Source organism: Iodobacter sp. CM08, from assembly GCF_033446605.1.
GTDB lineage: Bacteria > Pseudomonadota > Gammaproteobacteria > Burkholderiales > Chitinibacteraceae > Iodobacter.
In genome coordinates this window covers 16851-38285 of sequence record NZ_JAWQUO010000032.1, presented here as the reverse complement: position 1 = coordinate 38285, position 21435 = coordinate 16851, and the positions used below count along the sequence as shown (strand labels likewise).

18 protein-coding genes and 1 pseudogene are annotated in these 21435 nt (G+C 47.7%); 9 read left to right on the top strand and 10 right to left on the bottom strand.

Annotation, left to right across the window (positions count from 1 at the left end):
• The first annotated feature begins 131 nt into the window (after positions 1-131).
• The gene (locus R6242_RS16800) at positions 132-1763 is read left to right on the top strand and encodes a methyl-accepting chemotaxis protein (RefSeq protein WP_318428960.1); all 1632 of its coding nucleotides are present in this window, start codon (positions 132-134) and stop codon (positions 1761-1763) included.
• Positions 1764-1836: 73 nt separating this feature from the next.
• Here R6242_RS16800 and R6242_RS16795 read toward each other — a convergent pair whose 3' ends face one another.
• Together R6242_RS16795 and R6242_RS16790 are read right to left on the bottom strand one after the other, a co-directional pair.
• Positions 1837-2034 (bottom strand): DUF3460 family protein, encoded by a 198-nt coding sequence (locus R6242_RS16795; protein ID WP_318428957.1) that lies wholly within the window; start codon positions 2032-2034, stop codon positions 1837-1839.
• Between the two features lie 32 nt (positions 2035-2066).
• Entirely contained in the window at positions 2067-2843 is a 777-nt protein-coding gene (locus R6242_RS16790; protein WP_318428954.1) for an inositol monophosphatase family protein, read from the bottom strand.
• 350 nt (positions 2844-3193) lie between these two features.
• Here R6242_RS16790 and bfr (R6242_RS16785) point away from each other — a divergent pair, with 350 nt between their 5' ends.
• Positions 3194-3664: a bacterioferritin gene (bfr, locus tag R6242_RS16785; protein ID WP_293938251.1), complete on the top strand. Its 471-nt coding sequence runs from the start codon at positions 3194-3196 to the stop codon at positions 3662-3664.
• A gap of 11 nt (positions 3665-3675) precedes the next feature.
• Positions 3676-4143 (top strand): bacterioferritin, encoded by a 468-nt coding sequence (bfr, locus tag R6242_RS16780; protein WP_293938249.1) that lies wholly within the window; start codon positions 3676-3678, stop codon positions 4141-4143.
• A gap of 64 nt (positions 4144-4207) precedes the next feature.
• Here the strand turns inward: bfr (R6242_RS16780) and dut are convergent, their stop codons facing one another.
• The 3 genes from dut to R6242_RS16765 form a co-directional block, all read right to left on the bottom strand.
• Positions 4208-4657 (bottom strand): dUTP diphosphatase, encoded by a 450-nt coding sequence (gene dut / locus R6242_RS16775; RefSeq protein WP_318428950.1) that lies wholly within the window; start codon positions 4655-4657, stop codon positions 4208-4210.
• 5 nt (positions 4658-4662) lie between these two features.
• Positions 4663-5844: a bifunctional phosphopantothenoylcysteine decarboxylase/phosphopantothenate--cysteine ligase CoaBC gene (gene coaBC / locus R6242_RS16770; protein WP_318428947.1), complete on the bottom strand. Its 1182-nt coding sequence runs from the start codon at positions 5842-5844 to the stop codon at positions 4663-4665.
• Positions 5845-6166: 322 nt separating this feature from the next.
• On the bottom strand, positions 6167-7105 hold the full coding sequence (locus R6242_RS16765; RefSeq protein ID WP_318428944.1) for an AraC family transcriptional regulator: 939 nt from the start codon (positions 7103-7105) through the stop codon (positions 6167-6169).
• A gap of 177 nt (positions 7106-7282) precedes the next feature.
• Between R6242_RS16765 and R6242_RS16760 the strand changes: the two genes are divergently transcribed.
• The 4 genes from R6242_RS16760 (at position 7283) to R6242_RS16745 (ending at position 12469) form a co-directional block, all read left to right on the top strand.
• Complete coding sequence (locus R6242_RS16760; RefSeq protein WP_318428941.1) at positions 7283-9247, top strand: TonB-dependent receptor domain-containing protein; 1965 nt, start codon at positions 7283-7285, stop codon at positions 9245-9247.
• A 114-nt stretch (positions 9248-9361) separates the two neighbouring features.
• Positions 9362-10036: a RadC family protein gene (gene radC / locus R6242_RS16755; RefSeq protein WP_318428938.1), complete on the top strand. Its 675-nt coding sequence runs from the start codon at positions 9362-9364 to the stop codon at positions 10034-10036.
• A 229-nt stretch (positions 10037-10265) separates the two neighbouring features.
• The gene (locus tag R6242_RS16750) at positions 10266-11471 is read left to right on the top strand and encodes a branched-chain amino acid ABC transporter substrate-binding protein (protein ID WP_318428935.1); all 1206 of its coding nucleotides are present in this window, start codon (positions 10266-10268) and stop codon (positions 11469-11471) included.
• Positions 11472-11641: 170 nt separating this feature from the next.
• On the top strand, positions 11642-12469 hold the full coding sequence (locus R6242_RS16745) for an HDOD domain-containing protein (RefSeq protein ID WP_318428932.1): 828 nt from the start codon (positions 11642-11644) through the stop codon (positions 12467-12469).
• An 84-nt stretch (positions 12470-12553) separates the two neighbouring features.
• On the opposite strand, the pseudogene R6242_RS16740 reads toward R6242_RS16745, so the two are convergent.
• Positions 12554-13527, bottom strand: a pseudogene (locus R6242_RS16740) (IS1595 family transposase).
• A gap of 247 nt (positions 13528-13774) precedes the next feature.
• Here R6242_RS16740 and R6242_RS16735 point away from each other — a divergent pair.
• The gene (locus R6242_RS16735; RefSeq protein WP_293938233.1) at positions 13775-14521 is read left to right on the top strand and encodes a basic amino acid ABC transporter substrate-binding protein; all 747 of its coding nucleotides are present in this window, start codon (positions 13775-13777) and stop codon (positions 14519-14521) included.
• A gap of 92 nt (positions 14522-14613) precedes the next feature.
• Positions 14614-15414 (top strand): amino acid ABC transporter permease, encoded by an 801-nt coding sequence (locus tag R6242_RS16730; protein WP_318428924.1) that lies wholly within the window; start codon positions 14614-14616, stop codon positions 15412-15414.
• A gap of 84 nt (positions 15415-15498) precedes the next feature.
• On the opposite strand, the gene R6242_RS16725 is transcribed toward R6242_RS16730, so the two are convergent.
• The 4 genes from R6242_RS16725 to R6242_RS16710 all read right to left on the bottom strand — a co-directional run bounded on the left by R6242_RS16725 (position 15499) and on the right by R6242_RS16710 (position 21239).
• On the bottom strand, positions 15499-17682 hold the full coding sequence (locus R6242_RS16725) for a primosomal protein N' (RefSeq protein ID WP_318428921.1): 2184 nt from the start codon (positions 17680-17682) through the stop codon (positions 15499-15501).
• A gap of 291 nt (positions 17683-17973) precedes the next feature.
• Complete coding sequence (hemE, locus tag R6242_RS16720; RefSeq protein WP_318428919.1) at positions 17974-19047, bottom strand: uroporphyrinogen decarboxylase; 1074 nt, start codon at positions 19045-19047, stop codon at positions 17974-17976.
• A gap of 114 nt (positions 19048-19161) precedes the next feature.
• A complete protein-coding gene (locus R6242_RS16715) occupies positions 19162-19551 on the bottom strand; it encodes a hypothetical protein (protein ID WP_318428916.1) in 390 nt (129 codons plus the stop codon).
• Complete coding sequence (locus tag R6242_RS16710) at positions 19548-21239, bottom strand: glutamine--tRNA ligase/YqeY domain fusion protein (protein ID WP_318428914.1); 1692 nt, start codon at positions 21237-21239, stop codon at positions 19548-19550. The genes R6242_RS16715 and R6242_RS16710 overlap by 4 nt, the downstream gene beginning before the upstream one ends.
• Positions 21240-21435: the final 196 nt, after the last annotated feature.

Sequence of the window (21435 nt, the reverse complement as noted above, 5' to 3'; positions counted from 1 at the left end):
GTATTTTTTTTACCCATAAATAATAAATTAAATACCCACCTTAACTTTTTATCGACTTAGCGTGCTTTTTGCTAGCAATACGCAAAATCAACTCTACAATCTAAAACAACTGCGTTCCTTTGGAGTCTTCCATGCTATCTAAATTTACAATCGCCGCAAGGCTAGTAGGTGGATTTGCCCTACTTCTTATCTTACTCATCAGCGTGGGTGCACTCGGGCTATGGGGGCTAAATCGGCAAGCTAGCCTCACAGAAAATATGTTGCAACATGATTTAAACTACTCGCTAGACCTGATCGAAGCCCGCCATCAAGTCACTGATTTAAGGCGCTTTGAAAAAGATATTTTTCTAAATTTTGAAAATATTGAAAAAATTAAAGAATACAATCAAAAATGGGATACCGCTCTAGAAAAAGCCAACGCCGCCATTAAAAGCGGCTCAGCCAATGCCAGCGCTGGCGACGTACAAAAATTAAATGAGCTATCGCAAAACCTCAAAACTTATTCCGATGGTTTTAATCGTATCGCCGATGAGGTAGAAGCCCAAAAGTATCAAAAAGCTGCAGATATTAACGCCGAGTTTTCAAAATATAAAGAACCTGTTCGTGCTATGCAAGAAGGGCTAACCACCTTAGCGGATGAAGCCATCGCTAAAGCAAAAGGCATGGAAAAAACCCTTGACTCCATTACCACAGCCACAATTAGCATCTCTATTACTTTAATGTTTATTGCCGTATTAATTGGCATAGCCAGTGCTTTCATTATTATTCGTAGCATCCGCAAACCACTCGCCGCATTACAAGCCACCATTAGCGAAATCGATCAAACTGGCAATTTAACACTCAGGCTTGACCAAGCTGGGGTGGATGAAATTAGCCAGTCCTCTGCAGTCATTAATCGTCTCCTCATTAATATGAGTAAAGTCATTAGTGAATCACGCAAGAACTCTAGCCAGCTACTTAGCTCTGCTGGAGCCCTCTCAACAGCAGCAAAACAAATGACGGACTCGTCCGAAATACAATCTTCCGCATCGAGCGCCACAGCAGCGGCGGTTGAAGAGCTATCTGTTAGTGTAAATATGATTTCATCCAGTGCAGAAGGCTTAAACACCGAGGCAAGACAAGGTGCCTCTACCGCTGCCGAAGGCGCTCTTTCTGCTAACCGTACCGCCGATGAAATCCGTCAAATCGCCGAAAATATCAATCGCTCAGCAGCCGTAATCGACCAACTCAACCAGCGTTCGGGTGAAATTGGCAGTATCGTCATGGTCATTAAAGATATTGCCGATCAAACCAATCTTCTGGCCTTGAATGCCGCCATTGAGGCCGCCCGTGCAGGAGATTTAGGCCGTGGCTTTGCCGTGGTAGCCGATGAAGTCAGAAAACTGGCCGAGCGCACCACGCAGGCCACCAGCGAAATAACCGCCAAGATCGAAGCGGTACAAAGAGACACCAGCACCGCATCAGAGGGCATGCAACACGCCAGCCGCATGGTTGAAAGTGGCGTGCGTAACACACAAAGCGTGGCCGAATCATTAGCACATCTGGAGCAGCAATCCAAAAATACGGTGAGCGACATTGCCCAGATGGCCGATGCCATTGGAGAACAAAGCTCCGCCAGCCAAGATATTGCCAATAATATTGAAAGAATCGCCCAGGCCAGCGAAGAAAATCACGCTACGGCGAGCAGCACGAGCGAGCTATCCGAAGAGCTTCGCCAGATTGCCGTTACGCTCAATACCTTAATCAGCCAATACCATACCTAATAACTACACTTACCAAAAAAAACACCGCCATTTATGCAAACGGCGGTGTTTTTTATTGGGGAAAGCTTAAAACTTAATCAGCTTGATAAGGATAAGGCTTTTGCTGCACTTTAGACTCTGCAGAGCGCGAACACTCGTCTAGATCTAGGGGCGCTTTATCCCAAAGAAGCGCGCGGCCTTCAAGCTGGCCCTGAGCAACTTCAGGATTATCACCCAAATAGCCTTGCATAAATTGCGTAAAATCTGAAACGTATTGTGTGTTCTTAAACATGGCAATCCACGTTAGTGTGACGAATACATTCATTATACCGCGTTCAGAAAAAATGGCAGCGCTGCCGCGTGTAATATTGAGTTAGCCGCTGCTAATACCCGTCCTTCACTATGAATATCTAAGTCTTTTCCCTGCCAATCGGTCATTCTGCCCCCTGCACCATTCACCACCGGCGCTAATGCAGCAAAATCATGCAGCTTTAAGCCCTCTTCCACCACCAACTCTAACCAACCACTAGCCACCTGCGCATACAAATAGCCATCACCACCATAAGTATTAAAACGACATTGCTCAGATAAACGCGCAAAAGCAGCCGCCCCCACATCCAAATATTGCGGCCCTGTAGTGCCCAGCCTTGCCGCTTGCAACTGCGCAATTTGATTTGCCACCACCGGCACACCATTGAGCCATGCACCTTGATCTGTAATCCCCAACCAACGCTCATTTTGAATAGGCTGGTTAATCACGCCCAACACAGGCTTGCCGTAATGCAGCAAGCCAATCAGCGTAACAAACAATGCTCGCCCCACCGTAAACGATTTAGTGCCATCAATTGGGTCTAGCACCCACACCCACTCAGCGTCTTCATGCTCACACCCAAATTCTTCACCAATAATGCCATCTTGTGGGCGCGTTTTTTGAATCAGCTCACGCATCACACGCTCGGCTTCTTGATCCGCAATCGTCACAGGGCTGTGATCATTTTTATCGTCAATCACTAAAGGATGACGAAAATAAGGGCGAATCACCGCAGCACTCAGCTCCGCCAGCTGCTGTGCAAGAGCAATCATTTCATCAGGCAAGCGCATTTCAACTCCAAAGCAATCATCAATAGGCACAAAAAATAACATAAACCACGTCGAAATAATAATGGTTTTTATTTAGAAATAGATTGAATGCATTATTTTTAATAATGAATTAAATATTACCCACCATAATCAACCATTTTGTTGAACGAAAAAAAAGAATAATTCTTAATACATAAAACAAATGCTTAACGGCACAATAAACAGTGGCAAAATACAAAAAAAAGAATAAAATACCCCGTTAGCAGTAAAATTATAAAAAGCTATATTCCATATAAAAAGGGAGAAAACCCCTGAAATCAAATCAAATCTAATTAAGAATTAATTAGATTTGATACTTTGGAGAATACATAATGCAAGGTAGCAAACTCGTCTTAAGCTCGCTCAATAGCGTACTTGGCAATGAATTAATCGCCATCAATCAATTTTTCTTACACGCACGTATGTACCGCAACTGGGGCTTAAAAAAGCTAAATGATGCGGTTTATCACGAATCGATTGATGCCATGAAACGCGCAGACAAGCTGATTACGCGCATCCTGATGCTAGAAGGCCTGCCTAATCTACAACAGCTCGGCAAGCTCTATATCGGCGAAAATACCCCTGAAATGCTAGCGTGTGATTTAAAACTCGTCAGCGCCCACCTCACCACTTTACGGCTAGCCATTGAAACCTGTGAGCTAGAGCAAGATTATGTCTCACGCGATATCCTAGAAGATCTCCTTGAGGACGAAGAAGAATACGTTGATTGGCTAGAAACCCAAGCCGAGCTACAAGTTTCGCTGGGCTTACCTAATTATCTCCAATCACAAATCGAAGCCTAAGGAAGATCATCATGCAAGGCAAAAACAATGTAATCGCAGGCTTAAAAGAGCTACTGGTCACTGAACTGACTTCTGTTGACCAGTATTTTGTACATAGCCAGATGTATCATAATTGGGGCTATAGCAAGCTCTATGAGCGCATCGATCATGAGCGCCAAGATGAAATTGGCCATTCCACGCTGCTTATTGCACGCATTTTATTCTTAGGCGGGATCCCTGATGTTGCTGGCCGTGACGCGTTACGCATTGGTGCAGATGTACCTGCCATGCTGCATAACGATCTACTCACTGAATATGATGTAGCTACCGCACTAAAACGCGTTATTGCCATCTGCGAGCAAGAACAAGATTACGTTACCCGTAATATGTTGATCAAACTTTTAGATGATACCGAACAAGATCATGCGCATTGGTTAGAACAACAATTGGGCCTAATCAAGGCCATTGGCCTACCTAATTATTTGCAATCCCAGTTATAAGACTTACTTTCTTTCAAGCATAAAAAAACGGGCCTTACGCCCGTTTTTTTATGCTTCACAACAATTAATGCTTACCTGTGCTACCAAAACCACCCGCACCGCGATCTGATTCAGAAAATTCATCCACCAGATTAAAATCCACCTGTACCACAGGCACAATCACCAGCTGCGCGATGCGCTCCATTGGCTGAATAGTAAAAGGCACTTGGCTACGATTCCATACCGAGACAAAAATCTGCCCTTGATAATCTGAATCAATCAAACCCACCAAGTTACCCAACACAATCCCGTGTTTATGTCCTAAGCCAGAGCGAGGCAAGATCATCGCCGCCAAGCCCGGATCACCCAAATGAAGCGCCATACCCGTTGGCACCAGCTGAGTAGCACCAGGCGCCAGCACCATAGGTACATCAAGGCAAGCACGCAGATCCAAGCCAGCCGAACCTTTGGTTGCATATTGCGGCAGGTTTTCTCTCAGCCGCGTATCTAAAATTTTTACATCGATAACAGACATTTTGTTTACCTTTTTTGATACAACCGAGCGATATGAGCGATCAAACGACGCGCCACATCCAGCTTAGGGGCGCGAGTTAAACGGGTTTCTCCGTCATCATCAAGCAAAATAATTTCATTATCATCTGCGCCCATCGCGTTTTGCACTAAATTGGCCGCGAGTAGTGGTAGTTTTTTACGCCGACGCTTAGCTTCAGCGTATTCCAACAGGTTTTCAGACTCCGCAGCAAAGCCCACACAAAAGGGTGGATTATCTCTGGCGGTGATATTAGCCAAAATATCTGGATTTGGCCCTAGCTCCAACGTCAGAATATGTGCGTCTTTTTTAATTTTTTGCTCAGATGGATTGAGCACATAGTAATCAGATACCGCCGCAACACTAATAAAAATATCTGCCTCATCCACCTCGGCATTCACCGCTTGCAACATTTCCTCCGCACTTTGCACGTCAATCCGTCGGCAGCCTAAAGGCGCAGCCAAGGCAGTTTCCCCTGAAACCAGCACCACATCTGCACCAGATTCCCAAGCCGCACGCGCAATGGCGTAGCCCATCTTACCCGAGCTACTATTAGTAATACCGCGCACTGCATCAATCCGCTCAAACGTAGGCCCAGCGGTAATCAACACCCGTTTACCTGCCAATAACTTCAGCTGAAAAAAAGCCTCAATATGCTGCAGCAAGTCATCTGGCTCTAGCATTCGCCCAAGCCCCACCTCACCACAGGCCTGCTCACCCTCTCCCGGCCCTAAAATTTGCACGCCATCAGCCATCAACTGCGCCACATTGCGCTGATTAGGTGGGTTCTCCCACATTTGCCGATTCATAGCGGGGGCCAGCAATAGCGGACAATCTCTTGCGGCCACCATCGTAGACAACAAATCATTGGCAAAGCCCTGAGCCACCTTGGCCATAAAATCAGCCGTCGCTGGTGCCACCACAATGGCATGGGCACCACGGGTTAAATCAATATGCGCCATATTATTAGGCGCACGCCCATCCCATAAATCCACAAAAACAGGGCGGCCCGATACCGCTTGAAACGTCACCGGCCCCACAAATTGGGTCGCAGCTTCCGTCATCACCACCTGCACTTCATAAGACGCTTTGGTCAGCAAGCGCACCAGCTCAACCGATTTATAAGCGGCAACACCACCCGTTACCCCAAGTACGATGCGTTTTTGGCTCATAGTAAGCACCTTTTCAATCATATACAGCCATTAGTTTAACTGAGGATAGACCATGGCATTAACCGTAATAATATTTTGCAATGCAAGATTTTAGTCAACAAGCTGTAGCCCTAAGCTATTTAACATTTATTATAAGTGGCTGTTTTGATGACATAACAACAAGATAAACAATAAATTATTTATAAAACTCAAAAAATACAAACAAACAACGCATTGTGATTCGTTTTAAATCAACCACTTAATATAAAAACAAATCAAGAAAAGACCTAATTATAATATTGAGTACTTTTCATGGGCTAAACATCGCTGTGCATAACCGAAGTTACATAAACCGCTGCCCCACCTGCCTAGGTGTAAATCCAAACTCGCGCTTAAACGCCGTCGCAAAGTTTGCGGGGCTGTTATAGCCCGCAAGCAAAGCGGCGTCTAACACGCTGCATGAATCACGTTCAAGCACTTGGCGTGCCTCCTGTAATTTATGCCGCCGTAACCAAGTAATAATACTTACGCCATATATCGCACGAAACTCTCTTTGTAATGTGGTGGTGTTACTCCCTAAATTCTGCGCCATTTGCTCTAGCGACATTTGGCCAGCCGCATCGGATTGTAATAATTCCAATAGCTGAGCCGCCCGATGCCGTGAACGGGCCTTCAGTGGCACGGCTTGTTTAAGCTGATTCAAGGCAAACAGAATCAGCTCAAGTGAATGGCATTCACGGTAAATTTTTTGTAAATACGGGCTATCGTATGAGGGCTGTAGTAGGCCTTCGGCAAGCTGTAATAATGCCCGATCAGGATGCAGCGTGCGATGGGCTAAGTGTTGTGAGCAGAAGCACTCCACACTTTTAAAATCCGCCATTGAGGATAGCCCCCCCTCCTCAAACCAGCTTTGCTCCAAGGCAAGCACAATCTGTCGCTGATACCCACCTTGCGCAATCTGCCGCTTCAGTAGCTCATCCTCCACACTAGACACCAGCAAGCAACGATTACTTCCTCCCAATTCTAATGATAGCGGGCCAAAGCAGGCATCCACTTTACCCTCCAGCATAATGATTAGCCTTAGCCCTGGGCTTAGCGGCCCCTCACTATCGTGCGCCTGTAAAAACTCGACTTCATTACCGTGCAAAGACAGCCCTGGTCGTAAATCTTCGACAATAAACCGCCCACGAAGTAAGGCCCCCTGCTGCGGCACATTCTGCGCTTCATCGCCAAACAAATGATCTAAGTCAGCCTGATGAAAATCAACCTCACGTTTACCCATTTCCTAACCTAGTTTTTATGCCCGCAATCAACAAGCGATAGAAAGAAAAACCACTCTCCACGCAAAGATTTTGTTGTCTTACGCAAAGGACAGCCTGCACAGCTTGTGTAAAAATGCCATCATTCTAATGAAAACAATTCTCATTTAAAAGATAAGAATGCTTACGGAGTGTTTGCTATGCCCCCTTTACCCTTACGCAGCTTAGTTGTGCTCTTACCCCTTGCATTCAATGTTTATGCTGAAGATATCGTGCAATTGCCAGCCGTACAGGCTATTGCACAAACCCCCAGCCAAGACGGCACAGTAGAGCGCGCTCAGCTAAAAGAAAGCCAAGCGCGTGATTTGCACGATATGTTTAAGCAAGACGCAGAAATCAGCGTCAGTGGCGGTAGCAATCCTGTCGCGCAAAAGGTTTATATCCGCGGCATGGAAGAATCGATGCTGAATGTATCGATTGATGGTGCCACACAAAATAATCACCTCTACCATCACCAAAGCACTCTGGTGATTGATCCGGCTTTAATTAAGCGCGTCGAAATCGAAAAAGGCACGGCGGCAGCCAGTGCAGGGCCTGGTGCTTTAGGCGGGGCGATTCGTGTGCTCACCCTTGATGCCAGCGATTTATTAAGCGAAGGCCAAAACACCGGCGCACTGCTCTCTGGTGGCCTAATGAGTAATAAGGGCTGGAAAACCGGAGCCACCGTTTACGGCCGCTTTGGCAGCGTAGATGGCTTAATATCTGCCAGCCATCTAGATTTATCCGACTACCAAAGCGGCGGTGGGATTGATGAAATAAATTCCGGCTCCAAACAGCGCAATCTATTAATTAAATTGGGCGCAAATATCAGCGAAAGCCAACGCCTCTCGCTCAGCCATCAAGCCACGGAAGACAAAGGCACCCGCTATCTACGTGCCAATATGGTCGGCTTTAAGCACCCCGTTTTACCTAACGAAGCCATGCCGCAAAGCCTGCTGCGCAACACCACCTCATTAAAATATGATGGCAAAGACTTTGGCCCGATCTCCCGCATTGAAGCGACCCTTTATCAATCCAAAGTAGAAGGCGATCGCACCAATAAAGCCGGTGAATACAGCAGTGAATCCATCACCACCCAAGGCCTAGATATTGGCTTAAAAAGCGCCATTGGCGAGCACCTGCTTAAGTACGGCGTAAACTTACGCAAAGAAAACTCACAAACCAATCAAATCCGTGACCCTTACCAAAATACTGGCTCAGGTAAAGAAGAAAGCACCGTTGCGGGTGGCTATGTTGAAGGTCTACTCGACTTTGGCAAGGTAAATGTGTCTGCAGGTCTGCGCTATGATCGCTACGACTACACTGATAACCATAATCAAAACTTCAAAAGTAACGGCTTCTCACCAAGCGCCGGAGTGAGCTGGCAAGTCATCGATAGCCTGCAGCTAAAAGCAGGCTACGCTAAGGCATTGCGTGGCGTAGGCTTAAATGAAGTCTTTTTACTCGATATGATTGCTTGGGCAAATGCGCCAAAAATTGAGGCAGAAAAAGCCAGTAATTCTGAAGTGGGCTTTGTTTTTACAAACAAAGGCTTCACTCTGAGCGGTAATTTATTCCAACAAAATATCGACAACTTCATTGATGTCGACACTTGCACGGCTAACCCCGATGCAGATTGCCGTATGAATGTGGCCGATGTGGACATCAAGGGCTACGAGCTGCGTTCTGAATATCGCGAGGGTAATTTGCGTATCGGCCTATCTATTGCAGAAAGCAAAAGTGATCGCGATGGTAAGCCATTTAGCGATGGTGATCAGGGCTTAGGTACCAGCTATGGCCGCTCATGGACGACCCATGCTGCTTACGACATCCCTACTTATAGCCTGCAACTTGGCTGGCAAGGTCGTTTTGTTGAAGCTTTAGACTACACCCCCGTCGCCAGCACTACGCCGATGACCAAAGCAGGCTTTGGCGTAAACGATCTGTATGTAAACTGGCAGCCACTCAAAAAAGACACGCTTAATCTGCGCTTTGCCGTTAAGAATGTGTTTGATCAGCAGTATTACGATCAAGCCACCTTTGCCTATCATGCCCGCTTGAAAAAAGTCTTAGGCCACCCTGAAGCAGGCCGCGATATCCGTATTGAGGCCAGCTATAAGTTTTAAACCTGCGTTTATCCCCTAAGTACAAACAACGCTGATAGGGAGAGTTGCTGCGCCTATGCGCAGCAACTCACTTAAACACCTACACTAAGTGCTGGATATAACGGCGTTTACGTAATGGCAATTACCGATTGGCCCGAAGATGAGCGGCCCCGAGAAAAGCTCTTAGCACATGGTGCTGAAAGCCTCAGTGATGCCGAGCTATTGGCTTTATTTTTACGCGTTGGGGTAAAAGGCAAAAGCGCGGTTGATTTAGCCCGCGATTTACTGCTGCACTTTGGCTCATTAGAAAAACTATTCCAAGCGCCACTCGATACGCTTTGCCAAGTACACGGCATGGGTGCCGCTAAATACTGCCAATTGCAAGCCGTATTAGAAATGGCGAAACGCGCTTTAAGTGAGAAACTACGCACTGTCGATGCCTTTACCTCCCCCGCCTCAGTAAAAGCATTTTTGCAGCTGCGCTTACGCGGGCTAGATCATGAAGAGTTTCATGCGCTATTTCTAAATACCGCACACCAGCTCATCAGCGCGGAAACCTTATTTAAAGGCTCGCTGTCAGAAACACGCATCTACCCGCGAGAAGTGGCAAGGCGCGCCTTAGCGCTCAATGCTGCAGCAGTGATCGTGGCGCATAACCACCCCTCAGGCAGCCCCAAGCCATCGGATGCGGATATCCATATCACCCAACAATTGCGCCATACTTTAGAGATTATCGACGTGAGCTTACTCGACCACTGCATTGTTGCTGCACATCAGGTCATTTCTATGGCAGAACAGGGCCTACTCTAAGTCAACAAGGCCAAACAACCACACTCCTTAGCTAGGCAGGGGCTAAATCAGCCTCAATCTCTACGACACATGCCACATGGGTAAAAATACCAAGCAAAAGACTCTGTTGCGCCTTAGATACAGCTCACTGCTATTTCCCGAAATTCGATTGCGAGCGTAATAGTGAATAGCCTTTAATAAGGCAGGCATCGGCCTGCGACGCAATCATAAACACCAAGGAAGAAATGATATGACTTTTGCACGTTACAGCCTTATCGCGGCAGCCATCCTGACTTTAGGCGCATGTGGCAAACAAGAAGCCCCCAAGGAAGTCGCCAGCCAAGCAGCCGCTGAAACAGCGAAACCCACCACCAGCAGCGGTGACACCGTAAAAATCGCCCACTCTGCACCGCTTACCGGTAATAACGCCCACTTTGGTAAAGACAACGAAAATGGCACGCGTATGGCCATCGACGAAGTCAACGCTGAAGGCGGTGCCGATATTGGCGGCAAGAAAATCAAATTTGAATTGGTTTCAGAAGACGATCAGGCCGATCCTAAAACAGCGACCACCGTGGCTCAACGCTTTGTCGATATGAAAGTGGCAGGGATTATCGGCCACATGAATTCTGGCACCACCATCCCCGCTTCAAAAATCTACGCTGACGCCGGTATTCCACAAATCTCCCCATCCGCTACCGCCGTGGCTTATACCGCTCAAGGCTTTAAATCCGCTTTTCGCGTGATGAGTAATGATGCGCAGCAGGGCAAGGTATTGGGTGACTTTGCAGTTAAAAAATTGGCAGCTAAGAAAGTAGCCATCATTGATGACCGCACGGCTTACGGCCAAGGCTTGGCTGATGAGTTCGAAAAAGCAGCCAAAGCCGCAGGGGCGGAAGTAGTGAAACGCGAATTCACCACCAACCAAGAAACCGACTTCAACGCTATTTTGACCAGCATTAAAGGTGCAAAACCTGACCTCGTGTTTTACGGTGGTATGGATGCTCAAGCCGCCCCCCTTAAAAAACAAGCTAAAAAGCTGGGTATTGCCGCCAAAATCATGGGCGGCGATGGTACACAAACTCCAGAATTTATTAAATTAGCGGGTGCTGACTCTGAAGGCATGATTTCTTCAAGCCCAGGCCAATCCAAAGAAAGCATGCCAGGTGGCGCAGAATTCTTAGCCAAATTTAAAGCTAAGTTTGGTGTAGAAGTTAATCTCTACGCACCTTACAATTATGATGCTACCAAAGTAATGATTGAGGCCATGAAAAAAGCCGGCTCCACTGAGCCCGCAAAATACCTGCCTGAATTACAAAAAATTGAATACAAGGGCGTAACCGGCGTCATCAGCTTTGATGAAAAAGGCGATATCAAAAACGGCCCAATCACTGTCTACCAAGTTAAGAGCGGCAAGTGGGAAGTCATTGAAGTCGTTGCAGGTGAAGCTAAGTAATATATAGCTTTCATACCAATGCCATCAAAAAAGGCGACCCTTGCGTCGCCTTTTTTTTAAATTACAAAACAATAGCCGCTTAAGCCTAGTCAGTGGCTAGCGAAGAGCCTAGGCTTGTTCTAGGATAAAGACGGCATTAACATAAAATGCAGGCAATACGGGAGAGCAGCATGAAACTTGAAGAAGTTTTCGAACAAACACACAAATTACCCACCATACCCAAAGTTGTTCAAGAGCTAATAGATAGCTTTAGTAAAGATGATATTGATATCGAAACAATTGCAAAAAAAATCGCCCTAGATCAAGTCATTACCGCAAAAGTGCTACGTTTAGCTAATTCTGCCCACTTTGGTGCTTCCAGACAAATTGCCTCTGTCAACGATGCCGTTGTGGTGCTCGGATTTAACACCGTACGCACTTTGGTGGTGGCCTCTGGTGTAACGGGCGCTTTTATCACCACGCCCGGCTTTGATCGCAAACGTTTCTGGAAACATAGCCTGCGCGTTGCAACACTGGCTAAATGGATCTCTAAATCAGCCAAATTTAATGGTGAAATCGCCTTCACCACCGGCATGATTCATAGCATTGGTGAGATGCTCATTCATATTGTGGCACCAGAGCTAGCCGTAAAAATTGATCAATATGTAGACAATGGTGCAGCAGATCGTGTCGCCCTAGAAACCAACAACATTGGCTTTGACTATGTGATGGTGGGTGAAGAGCTGGCTAGACGTTGGAATTTTCCAGTGGACATCCAAATGGCCGTGAAATACCAAAACACGCCCAACGAGCAAGAACCACCAACTAAATTAAGCCATATTCTGCATATTGCCCTGCATATCGCCCAAAAAGAATCCGACCTTAGTACCAGCGAAGAATGGGCGGCAAGCTTGCCAACAGCTTCCTTTGCCTTCTTAAACATGGATCTAGCCGCATTTAGCCTTCAACTAGAAGAAATCACCGACCTAGGCTCAGGCATGGAAGAAATGATTGCTTAACCCCTCAAGTTAATCACTACTTTGCTGCAATAATCCAGACAGCAATCACCCAATAAAAAACCGGCCACTACATTTGCCGGTTTTTTATGGCTCTGTCTGCATTAATAGTTGAAAAGGATATTTTTTCCTATCGCCTGCTCAATCCCTGATTTTGCTGTGATATTTTTGCCTGCACGGTCTAACCATCGCCGCCAGCCTAAATAGCTTTCTAAGTATTTGGTGGCTACGCCATGAAAACGAGTCATCCAATTTTTGAGTCGACTATCATATGCATTCACATTTTGCACATGATAAGCCCCTCGAACACGGATGCCTTGGCTGAGATTCACGGCACAGTGGCTGAGGCCTAAGTGTGCTGTTGCCAAACGATAGGCCGCCGCGCCATCACTGCACAGCATGACATCAGGAGCCAGAACAGCAGACAGTACCGGCTCGATACTCTTCGTATTCGCAACGAGTAATTTAAAATCGGTGGTAACTCCTTGCCGATTGCGTAACACCAAAACGGGGACTTGATCTTTGCCCGTCCCTTTTTTTCGGAGCGCATGCCCGCGCCGATGTACGGGACGTGGCAGATGGCGTGAACCCTTGAAAGACAAAGGAAAATAGGTCTCATCAGCCTCAACGATACCTTGTAATAATCGGGGTTTAAGGCGCGAAGGAAGCGTCAAAAAACGGTGCCGCCAACGGAAGCTCGTGTTTTTGTGTACCCCACATTCAGTGGCTGCGGCACGAACAGTTAGCCCCTGAATCAAGGCTTTGCTGTATTGCAGCCATTGGTCTTTGTGCCGCAGTCGTGCCAGCGGCGTGCCGGATAAAACGGTGTAGGTATGTCGGCAATCACGGCAACGATAACGCTGCAATCCCGCTTGCTTCCCCCAGCGGTAATAGTGTGAGCCGCCGCAGCGATTGCACTGCGGTATGTTGTTCTCTTCAAGACTGGAAGCGATCTCATCTTGGTTGATCGATAAATTGACCGCTTCGAGTAGATGAATCCGCTGCACGCGACTCAATTGCGGCAAAGATTTCATCCATTCGTGAAATACAGAAGATTTCATGATGCTTTCTCCTTGCGACCTATATTTCAGTATAGCGAGAAGAACGTATTTCAACTGTTAACGCAGACAGAGCCTTTTTTATTGGGGTATATCAAGCCCCTACTTGCAAAATAAAACCGCTCATTTATGCTGTTTAAAATGCGGGAATAGCCTGATATTCAAATAAGAACCCAGCACTTAGTCTTACCTTACCGAATGCGTTACGGCACAGAATCGGTAAACCACTCAAATGCAGAGAGATCACAATATGTTCAGCAAAAAAAATATAATTCTATTGCTTGCCAGTGCAACACTGCTCTCCACGCAAGCCTATGCAGCCAAGGTTTATCAAGTTGCAACGGATGCGGCCTACGCACCATTTGAGTCTGTAAACGAGAAGAAAGAAATCGTTGGCTTCGATATGGATGTCATTAAAGCAGTAGCCTCAAAAGCTGGCATAGAAGTTCAACTGCACAACACCCCTTGGGAAGGTATTTTTGCGACGCTTAGCTCAGGTGATCGTGATTTAGTAGCCTCCGCCGTAACCATTACGCCTGAACGCAAACAAAGCATGGACTTCTCTGACCCTTACTTTGAAGCTAAACAACTCATTGCTATTGGTAAAAAAAGTAACATTACTAACTTTACAGCACTGAAAGATAAAAAAGTGGGGGTACAAACGGGCACCACGGGTGACGAGATCGTACAAAAACTGCTTGGTAAAACAAATCCTAATATCAAGCGCTTTGAATCTACCCCACTGGCGATTAAAGAGTTGCAAAATGGCGGGGTTGATGCCGTTGTTGCTGATAATGGTGTAGTGATTAACTTTATTGCCAATAATAAGTCATCTAGTCTAAAAACCATTGATGATGCAACTTTCGCAAAAGAATACTATGGCTTTGCCGTAAAGAAAGGTAATAAAGAGCTAATAGAAAAGCTTAATAAAGGCATCGCTGCCATTAAAGCCGATGGCACTTACGACAAAATCCACAAGAAGTACTTCGGAAACTAAGCTTAATCATTTAAAATCGGGCGTATATCTTTCAGAAGCGCAATCCTGCTGGCTTGCGCTTTTTTATTCTGCAATCTGAATATGGCATGACAATGGACTTCATTACATTCTGGCAACAGATGCAAACCGCAGTTCCCCTTCTATCTAACTTTCAATTACAGATTGTTTGGGAATATCGCTCACTGTTTATCGATGGCATGCAAATGACCATTGGTATTACTCTTATTGCGGTGGTTTTTGGTACTTTAATCGGCCTATTTGCAGGGATGGCCCGCCTTGCTGATGTTAAACATGGAATCTGGAAATACCCCGTTCGCTTTCTTATCCGCTGGCCATCATCCGCTTACGTCACATTTTTTCGTGGCACGCCCTTATTTGTACAGATCTTACTCACCCACTTTGCCGTCATGCCGATGTTGGTTCACCCCACGGATGGCTTATTGATTAGTGGCGATTTAGCAGCAACCATGCGCCAAGATTACGGCGCATTTATGTCTGGCCTTGTGGCGCTTACCCTCAATGCTGGCGCGTATATCACCGAGATTTTCCGTGCAGGGATTCAGTCCATTGCCAAAGGGCAGTTTGAAGCATCACGCTCCTTAGGGATGAACTACTGGCAAACCATGCGCTTTGTGATTATCCCGCAAGCCTTCAGACGCATGTTGCCACCGCTGGGTAATGAAGCCATTATGCTGCTCAAAGATAGCTCACTGGTTTCCGCCATTGGACTTGCTGAGCTAGCCTATGCAGCCCGAACCGTGGCTGGAGCCTACTCCCGCTATTGGGAGCCGTACCTGACCATTTCTTTCCTGTATTTAATCCTCACGTTACTTATGGCGGCAGGGGTAAATAAACTAGAGAAACACTTCCAAGCGAGCGGCGGCATTCATTAATGCCCTAAGCCAAATGCAAAAGGCCTTCCACCCAGAGTGGAAGGCCTTTTTTACTTACGCATGCTCAATACAGATTGGGTTATTTTAAAGCTCGATCGGGTCCACATCTAAAATACAGCGCACCTTATTATTGCGCGCCTCCAGCATGGGCATAATCCGCTTCAGTGCATTCACCAAAGGATGGCGGGCATCAGACATCACCAATAGCTGCCAACGCTCCATCCCCGCTTTGCGCTGCATACTGGCCGCGATAGGATCAAACATCTGCACGCCAGGTGCATCAGCCAAAACACTTTGTAGCTCAGCAAGGAACGCTTTTGCCAAGGCCCCATCTTCTGCTTCGGCGCGTAGCAAGGCATAAGCAGCAAACGGGGGCAGCTGCATACTGCGCCGCTCATCCAACTGGCTATCAGCAAAAGCCGCGTAATCCTGCGCCAAAAGTTGGCTGTAAAAAGGATGATCGTGATAGCCGGTTTGAATCAACACCCGTCCCTGTGTACCCGCCCTCCCAGCACGGCCCGCCACCTGCAAGAGCTGTGCATACATACGCTCTTCACCACGGAAATCCACACTAAACAAGCCAGCATCGGCATTGAGCACCACCACTAAATTAAGCGATGGAAAATCATGCCCCTTCGCCATCATTTGCGTACCAACCAGTAAATTAGCCTCGCCCGCACTCACTTGGCGCAGCATTTCTTGCAAGCTGCCTTTACGCCGTGTGTTATCTCGATCAATACGTAAGATTTTCGCCTCAGGAAACAAGCCTTCTAAAGCCGTTTCTACCCGCTGTGTGCCCTGCCCTAGTGGGCGTAAATCTTGATTACCACAATCTGGGCAAGCAGCAGGAATCTGCTCTTCATAGCCACAATGGTGGCAGCGCAAACGTCGCTCTTTTAAGTGCAGCACCAATTTGGCCGAGCAGCGTTTGCACTCCGCCAACCAGCCACATTCGCCGCAAGACAATACCGGCGCGTAACCACGGCGATTAATAAACACCAGCACCTGCTGCCCCGATGCCAGATGATCCCGCATGATATTTAAGGTGGCCTGATGCAAGCCCTCTACCGTCTTGGCGCGGTGCATGGGGATAATTTCAATTTGCGGTGGCATGGCGCCACCCACAGCGCGGTGTTGCAGGGCAATCAGGCGATAACGACCTTGGCGAGCATTATGCCAAGTCTCTAAGCCTGGCGTAGCCGAGCCGAGCACCACCGGCACCTGCCGTTGATGCGCACGGTACACTGCCGCATCACGCGCCGAATAGCGTAGACCTTCTTGCTGCTTAAATGAAGCATCGTGCTCCTCATCCACCACAATCATACCCAGCCTTGGCATGGGGGTGAATACCGCCAGCCGCGTGCCAAGCACAATATGCGCCTCACCTCGGCTGGCTGAAAGCCAACTCACCACCCGTTCTTTATCGCTTAAGCCACTATGCAAGGCCACTATGCGCGCGGTAGGAAAACGCGCCCTAAAACGCGCCTCTAGCTGCGGAGTTAAGTTAATTTCTGGCACCAGCACCAAGGCTTGACGGCCCTGGGCCAGACAATGGGCAATCGCCTGCAAATAGACTTCAGTTTTACCGCTACCGGTAATCCCAAATAGAAGGAAAGCGGCAAAGCCTGCTGCACCCACAATCTGATCAATTGCCGCCTGCTGGTCACTATTGGCAAGCGCCGCCGCGAGTGGCAGGGGAATCGCATCGGGCAAGGCGGCAGTAAAGCTTATCCAGCCTGCCTCTAGCCATGCTTTTAACCACTTCATAGCGCTTGGCGACACCGCCGCCAGCTCGGCACGCGCCATTGGCTGTGCCAGCATCTCCGCCAGCCGCCTTTGCAAGGGGGCGCGAGCCGATATATTAGCCAATAGCAGCGCTACATCGCTCGCTTGGTACACACCGCTCGGCTCAGGAGGAATAAACGCCTTAGGCTGGCGCAAAGCCACGGGCAAGGCCGTTGCGAGCACTTGCCCTAAGGGGTGGCCATAGTATTCTGCGCAAAAGCGGCTCAGCGCCAGTATATCGGCGGGCAGTGGCGGCATATCCCTAGGCAGGGCTGTGATCTGGCGAATTTTGCTGCTATCAAACTGCGTTTCAGACGATACCGCCAGCACCACGCCTGCCAAACTGCGTGGGCCAAAGGGCACAATCACCCGCTCGCCCACCATTGGCACAATCTCATTTGTAAAGCTATATTCAAAAGAGCGTGTAAGCGGAACATCAAGAGCGACAGTTAAATAGCAACTATTCTTTAATATTCCGGTCATACGTACCCTGCAAACATGAGCCAAACAAGACTACCCACAGATTGTGTGGATAACTTTGTGGATTAACTGCGAATAAGTGGCAAAACCCCAATAGAATCGGGGATGTGCTTAGCTTGCCTATTTTTTGAACTTTAAATTAAATCATTTAAAATCAATCACTTACAAAAACACGTAACAATGGATTAATTTTTCTTTAATACTTGACAATCCACACTTCTTAACCATTTTCGTGTGTATAACTCAGGCTTATATCGACACAATCAATACAAAACATCGACATAAGCCCTTGTTTTATTTGCTAATTTTATGATAGTTTCGTGACAGTTTATGTACACTATTCACTAATGTCGTTACATGCTCAGGATTAGTGAATTGAGAAATGCCGTGCCCTAAATTAAACACATGCCCTTCCCCCTCTCCAAAGCTCGCCAGCAAGCGATCAACCTCAGCTTCAATCGCCACAGGGTTAGCAAACAAAGCATTTGGATCAAAATTGCCCTGCAAAGCCACTTTATCGCCAATACGGCGGCGTGCATCAGCCAGATCCACCGTCCAATCCAAGCCCACCGCATCGCAGCCGCTGGCAGCGATATCTTCGAGCCACAGACCACCCCCTTTGGTAAACACAATCACCGGCACTTTACGGCCATCGTGTTCACGCTTGAGACCAGCAATCACCTGCTTCATATAATTCAGCGAGAATTCCTGATACTTGCCATAGGCCAGCGCACCACCCCAAGTATCAAAAATCTGCACCGCTTGCGCACCGGCTTCAATTTGCGCGTTTAGATAATCAATCACCGTGCGCGCATTCACATCCAAGATATGGTGCAAGAGGTCTGGTCGATCATAAAGCATGGTTTTAACGCGGCTAAAGGTCGCCGAGCCAGCGCCTTCGATCATATAGCAGGCCAAAGTAAACGGGCTGCCAGAAAAACCAATCAAGGGCACACTGCCTTTTAAAGCCTTACGAATAGATGACACAGCATCGGTCACATAGCGCAGCTCCGTGCCTACATCTGGCACAGTTAGCGCCAGAATATCGCGCTCTTCCCGCAGCGGACGCTCAAACTTAGGCCCTTCACCTTCTGCAAAATATAGCCCCAAGCCCATGGCATCAGGCACGGTTAGAATATCGCTAAATAAAATAGCGGCATCTAGCGGATAGCGCTCTAGTGGCTGTAAGGTGACTTCAGTGGCTAGCTCAGTGTTTTTACACAGCTGTAAAAATGAACCCGCCACTTTGCGAGTGGCACAGTATTCAGGCAAATAACGCCCGGCTTGGCGCATCAACCAAACTGGGGTGTATTCAACTGGCTCACGGCATAGCGCGCGTAAGAACGTATCGTTTTGTAATTGGCTCATTTAATTAGGCTTCCTTTAAAGCACAATAGCCCTCGCTGCTTGTTAGGCAGCTAAGGCTATTTGCAGAAGAACGAGGCGGGCAAAGCCGCCCCCAAGAAACAGATATACAAACGCTTAAGGGCAAAGCTTTTGGGTGTAGCCTTTTATGCCACGACGGCAGCGCTGATCTTTTTGCTCTGCCGTAATCACCCACACGGAATCAACAATCGCCATTTTAAAGCGATAACGCTCGCTGGCCACGCTATCGTCCATCAAGCCTTTGATTTCTACACTTAGCTGAGTATGGGAAAAATCCTCCCCCTGCGAGCGCTGCTTAATATCCAAACCCTGATATTCAAACTGCCCTGAGGAGTTGCTGATTTTATCTTTGAGATAAGCCAACGCCACTTGCACCGGAGGCTGGCCTACTTCACCCTTATAAACTACAGCTGGCGCTGCAGAAGGCGCAGCAGAAAACACCGCCCCACTACACGCCAATAATATCAGTGCTAGCCATTTTTTCATGTTGTGCTTTTCCAAGTATCTTTAAGCGTTACAGCACGATTGAACACAATCTTTTCACCCGTGATATGGTCTTTGCGATCCGTCACAAAATAACCTAGGCGCTCGAACTGATAGCGCGTTTCAGGGGCTAAATCACGCGCTACAGGCTCGACATATGCAGTGACCACTTCCAAAGATTCTAGATTAATAAACTGGCGGAAATCTAGGTATTCGCCATCCGCACCGCGCACTGCATCTGGGCGGGCTTCAGTAAACAGGCGATCGTATAAACGCACTTCAGCGGGCACTGCGTGTTCGGCAGACAACCAGTGAATCACGCCTTTTACCTTACGGCCCACTGGGTTTTGGCCCAGTGTTTCAGGATCTAAGCTGCATTTAAGCTCAATCACCTTACCAGTGGCGTCTTTCACCACTTCATCACACTTCATCACGTAGGAATAACGTAAGCGTACTTCGCTACCTACGGTCAGACGTTGCCAGCCTGCTGGGGCAACTTCGGCGAAATCGTCTTGCTCCACCCAAATCTCGCGGCTAATTGGTACATTACGCTCGCCAAATTCTGGGTGCTGTGGGTGATAAGGCGCTGCGCGCGAAGCGGTTACGCCTTCCTCATAATTAGTCAGTGTCACTTTCAACGGGCGCAGCACGGCCATAATCCGCGGGCAGCTGCTTTCTAACTGCTCGCGAACGGCGCCCTCCAAAATACTTAAATCAACCACATTTTCTGACTTAGACACACCCACACGTTGGGCGAATAGCTTAATGCCCTCTGGCGTATAACCACGGCGTCGCATACCAACCACGGTAGGCATACGCGGATCATCCCAGCCAGATACCAAGCCTTCATTCACCAGCGCCGCCAGCTTACGCTTAGAGGTCATAGTGTAGAGTAGCTCTAAGCGTGAGAATTCGATCTGCTGTGGGTGGCAATCTATGCTGATATTATCCAGCACCCAATCGTAGAGCGGGCGATGGTCGGCAAATTCGAGTGTACACAGGCTATGCGTAATGCCTTCCAGCGCATCCGAGATGCAGTGGGTGTAATCGTACATCGGGTAGATACACCATTTATCGCCGGTGCGGATATGGTGTGCGCGCTTAATGCGATAGATCACTGGATCACGCAAATTCAAATTAGGCGCGGCCATATCAATTTTTAAGCGCAGTGTTTTGCTGCCGTCAGCAAACTCACCGGCTTTCATACGGCGGAATAAATCTAAATTGTCTTCAGTAGCGCGATCGCGGTGAGGGCTATTTTTACCCGGCACTTCAAAATTGCCACGGTATTCGCGCATTTGCTCGGCATTTAGCTCACAAACAAAGGCCTTGCCTGCTTGGATAAGCTCTTCGGCGTAAGCATAAAGCTGATCAAAGTAATCAGCGGCATGGCGAATCTCGCCCGCCCATTCAAAGCCCAGCCATTTCACATCGTTGGCAATCGCTTGCGCGAATTCTTCGTTTTCTCTTTCGGGGTTAGTGTCGTCCATGCGCAAATTGCACTGACCCTGATAATCCTCGGCCACACCGAAATTCAAGCAAATCGACTTAGCATGGCCTACATGCAGATAGCCATTTGGCTCAGGCGGAAAGCGCGTTTGGATCGACGAATGCTTGCCGCTGGCAAGGTCGCTTTCAATCGTGCTACGAATAAAATTGCTGACAGTAGGAACCGAGGCTTCTTTGCTCATATCTTGAATAGGGTTCAATGGTATTTGGACAAGGGCTATTCTACCGTAACCGAGTGCTAATTGGGGTCTAGCCGCAGCGGCTCAGAGTGCTACGATTACCACTTGCATGCTATCTTTGCGCCCTTTTTGCTGCTTATTCAATAAAAACAAGCACACTCAAGTACAGATAAAGCCAGCAACACCCAAATTATCAAAC

What these genes read in the sequence shown, in the direction of transcription:
- R6242_RS16800 (WP_318428960.1), top strand. Translation starts at nt 132, where the DNA reads ATGCTATCTAAATTTACAATCGCCGCAAGGCTAGTAGGTGGATTTGCC.
- R6242_RS16795 (WP_318428957.1), bottom strand. Translation starts at nt 2,034, where the DNA reads ATGTTTAAGAACACACAATACGTTTCAGATTTTACGCAATTTATGCAA.
- R6242_RS16790 (WP_318428954.1), bottom strand. Translation starts at nt 2,843, where the DNA reads ATGCGCTTGCCTGATGAAATGATTGCTCTTGCACAGCAGCTGGCGGAG.
- bfr (WP_293938251.1), top strand. Translation starts at nt 3,194, where the DNA reads ATGCAAGGTAGCAAACTCGTCTTAAGCTCGCTCAATAGCGTACTTGGC.
- bfr (WP_293938249.1), top strand. Translation starts at nt 3,676, where the DNA reads ATGCAAGGCAAAAACAATGTAATCGCAGGCTTAAAAGAGCTACTGGTC.
- dut (WP_318428950.1), bottom strand. Translation starts at nt 4,657, where the DNA reads ATGTCTGTTATCGATGTAAAAATTTTAGATACGCGGCTGAGAGAAAAC.
- coaBC (WP_318428947.1), bottom strand. Translation starts at nt 5,844, where the DNA reads ATGAGCCAAAAACGCATCGTACTTGGGGTAACGGGTGGTGTTGCCGCT.
- R6242_RS16765 (WP_318428944.1), bottom strand. Translation starts at nt 7,105, where the DNA reads ATGGGTAAACGTGAGGTTGATTTTCATCAGGCTGACTTAGATCATTTG.
- R6242_RS16760 (WP_318428941.1), top strand. Translation starts at nt 7,283, where the DNA reads ATGCCCCCTTTACCCTTACGCAGCTTAGTTGTGCTCTTACCCCTTGCA.
- radC (WP_318428938.1), top strand. Translation starts at nt 9,362, where the DNA reads ATGGCAATTACCGATTGGCCCGAAGATGAGCGGCCCCGAGAAAAGCTC.
- R6242_RS16750 (WP_318428935.1), top strand. Translation starts at nt 10,266, where the DNA reads ATGACTTTTGCACGTTACAGCCTTATCGCGGCAGCCATCCTGACTTTA.
- R6242_RS16745 (WP_318428932.1), top strand. Translation starts at nt 11,642, where the DNA reads ATGAAACTTGAAGAAGTTTTCGAACAAACACACAAATTACCCACCATA.
- R6242_RS16735 (WP_293938233.1), top strand. Translation starts at nt 13,775, where the DNA reads ATGTTCAGCAAAAAAAATATAATTCTATTGCTTGCCAGTGCAACACTG.
- R6242_RS16730 (WP_318428924.1), top strand. Translation starts at nt 14,614, where the DNA reads ATGGACTTCATTACATTCTGGCAACAGATGCAAACCGCAGTTCCCCTT.
- R6242_RS16725 (WP_318428921.1), bottom strand. Translation starts at nt 17,682, where the DNA reads ATGACCGGAATATTAAAGAATAGTTGCTATTTAACTGTCGCTCTTGAT.
- hemE (WP_318428919.1), bottom strand. Translation starts at nt 19,047, where the DNA reads ATGAGCCAATTACAAAACGATACGTTCTTACGCGCGCTATGCCGTGAG.
- R6242_RS16715 (WP_318428916.1), bottom strand. Translation starts at nt 19,551, where the DNA reads ATGAAAAAATGGCTAGCACTGATATTATTGGCGTGTAGTGGGGCGGTG.
- R6242_RS16710 (WP_318428914.1), bottom strand. Translation starts at nt 21,239, where the DNA reads ATGAGCAAAGAAGCCTCGGTTCCTACTGTCAGCAATTTTATTCGTAGC.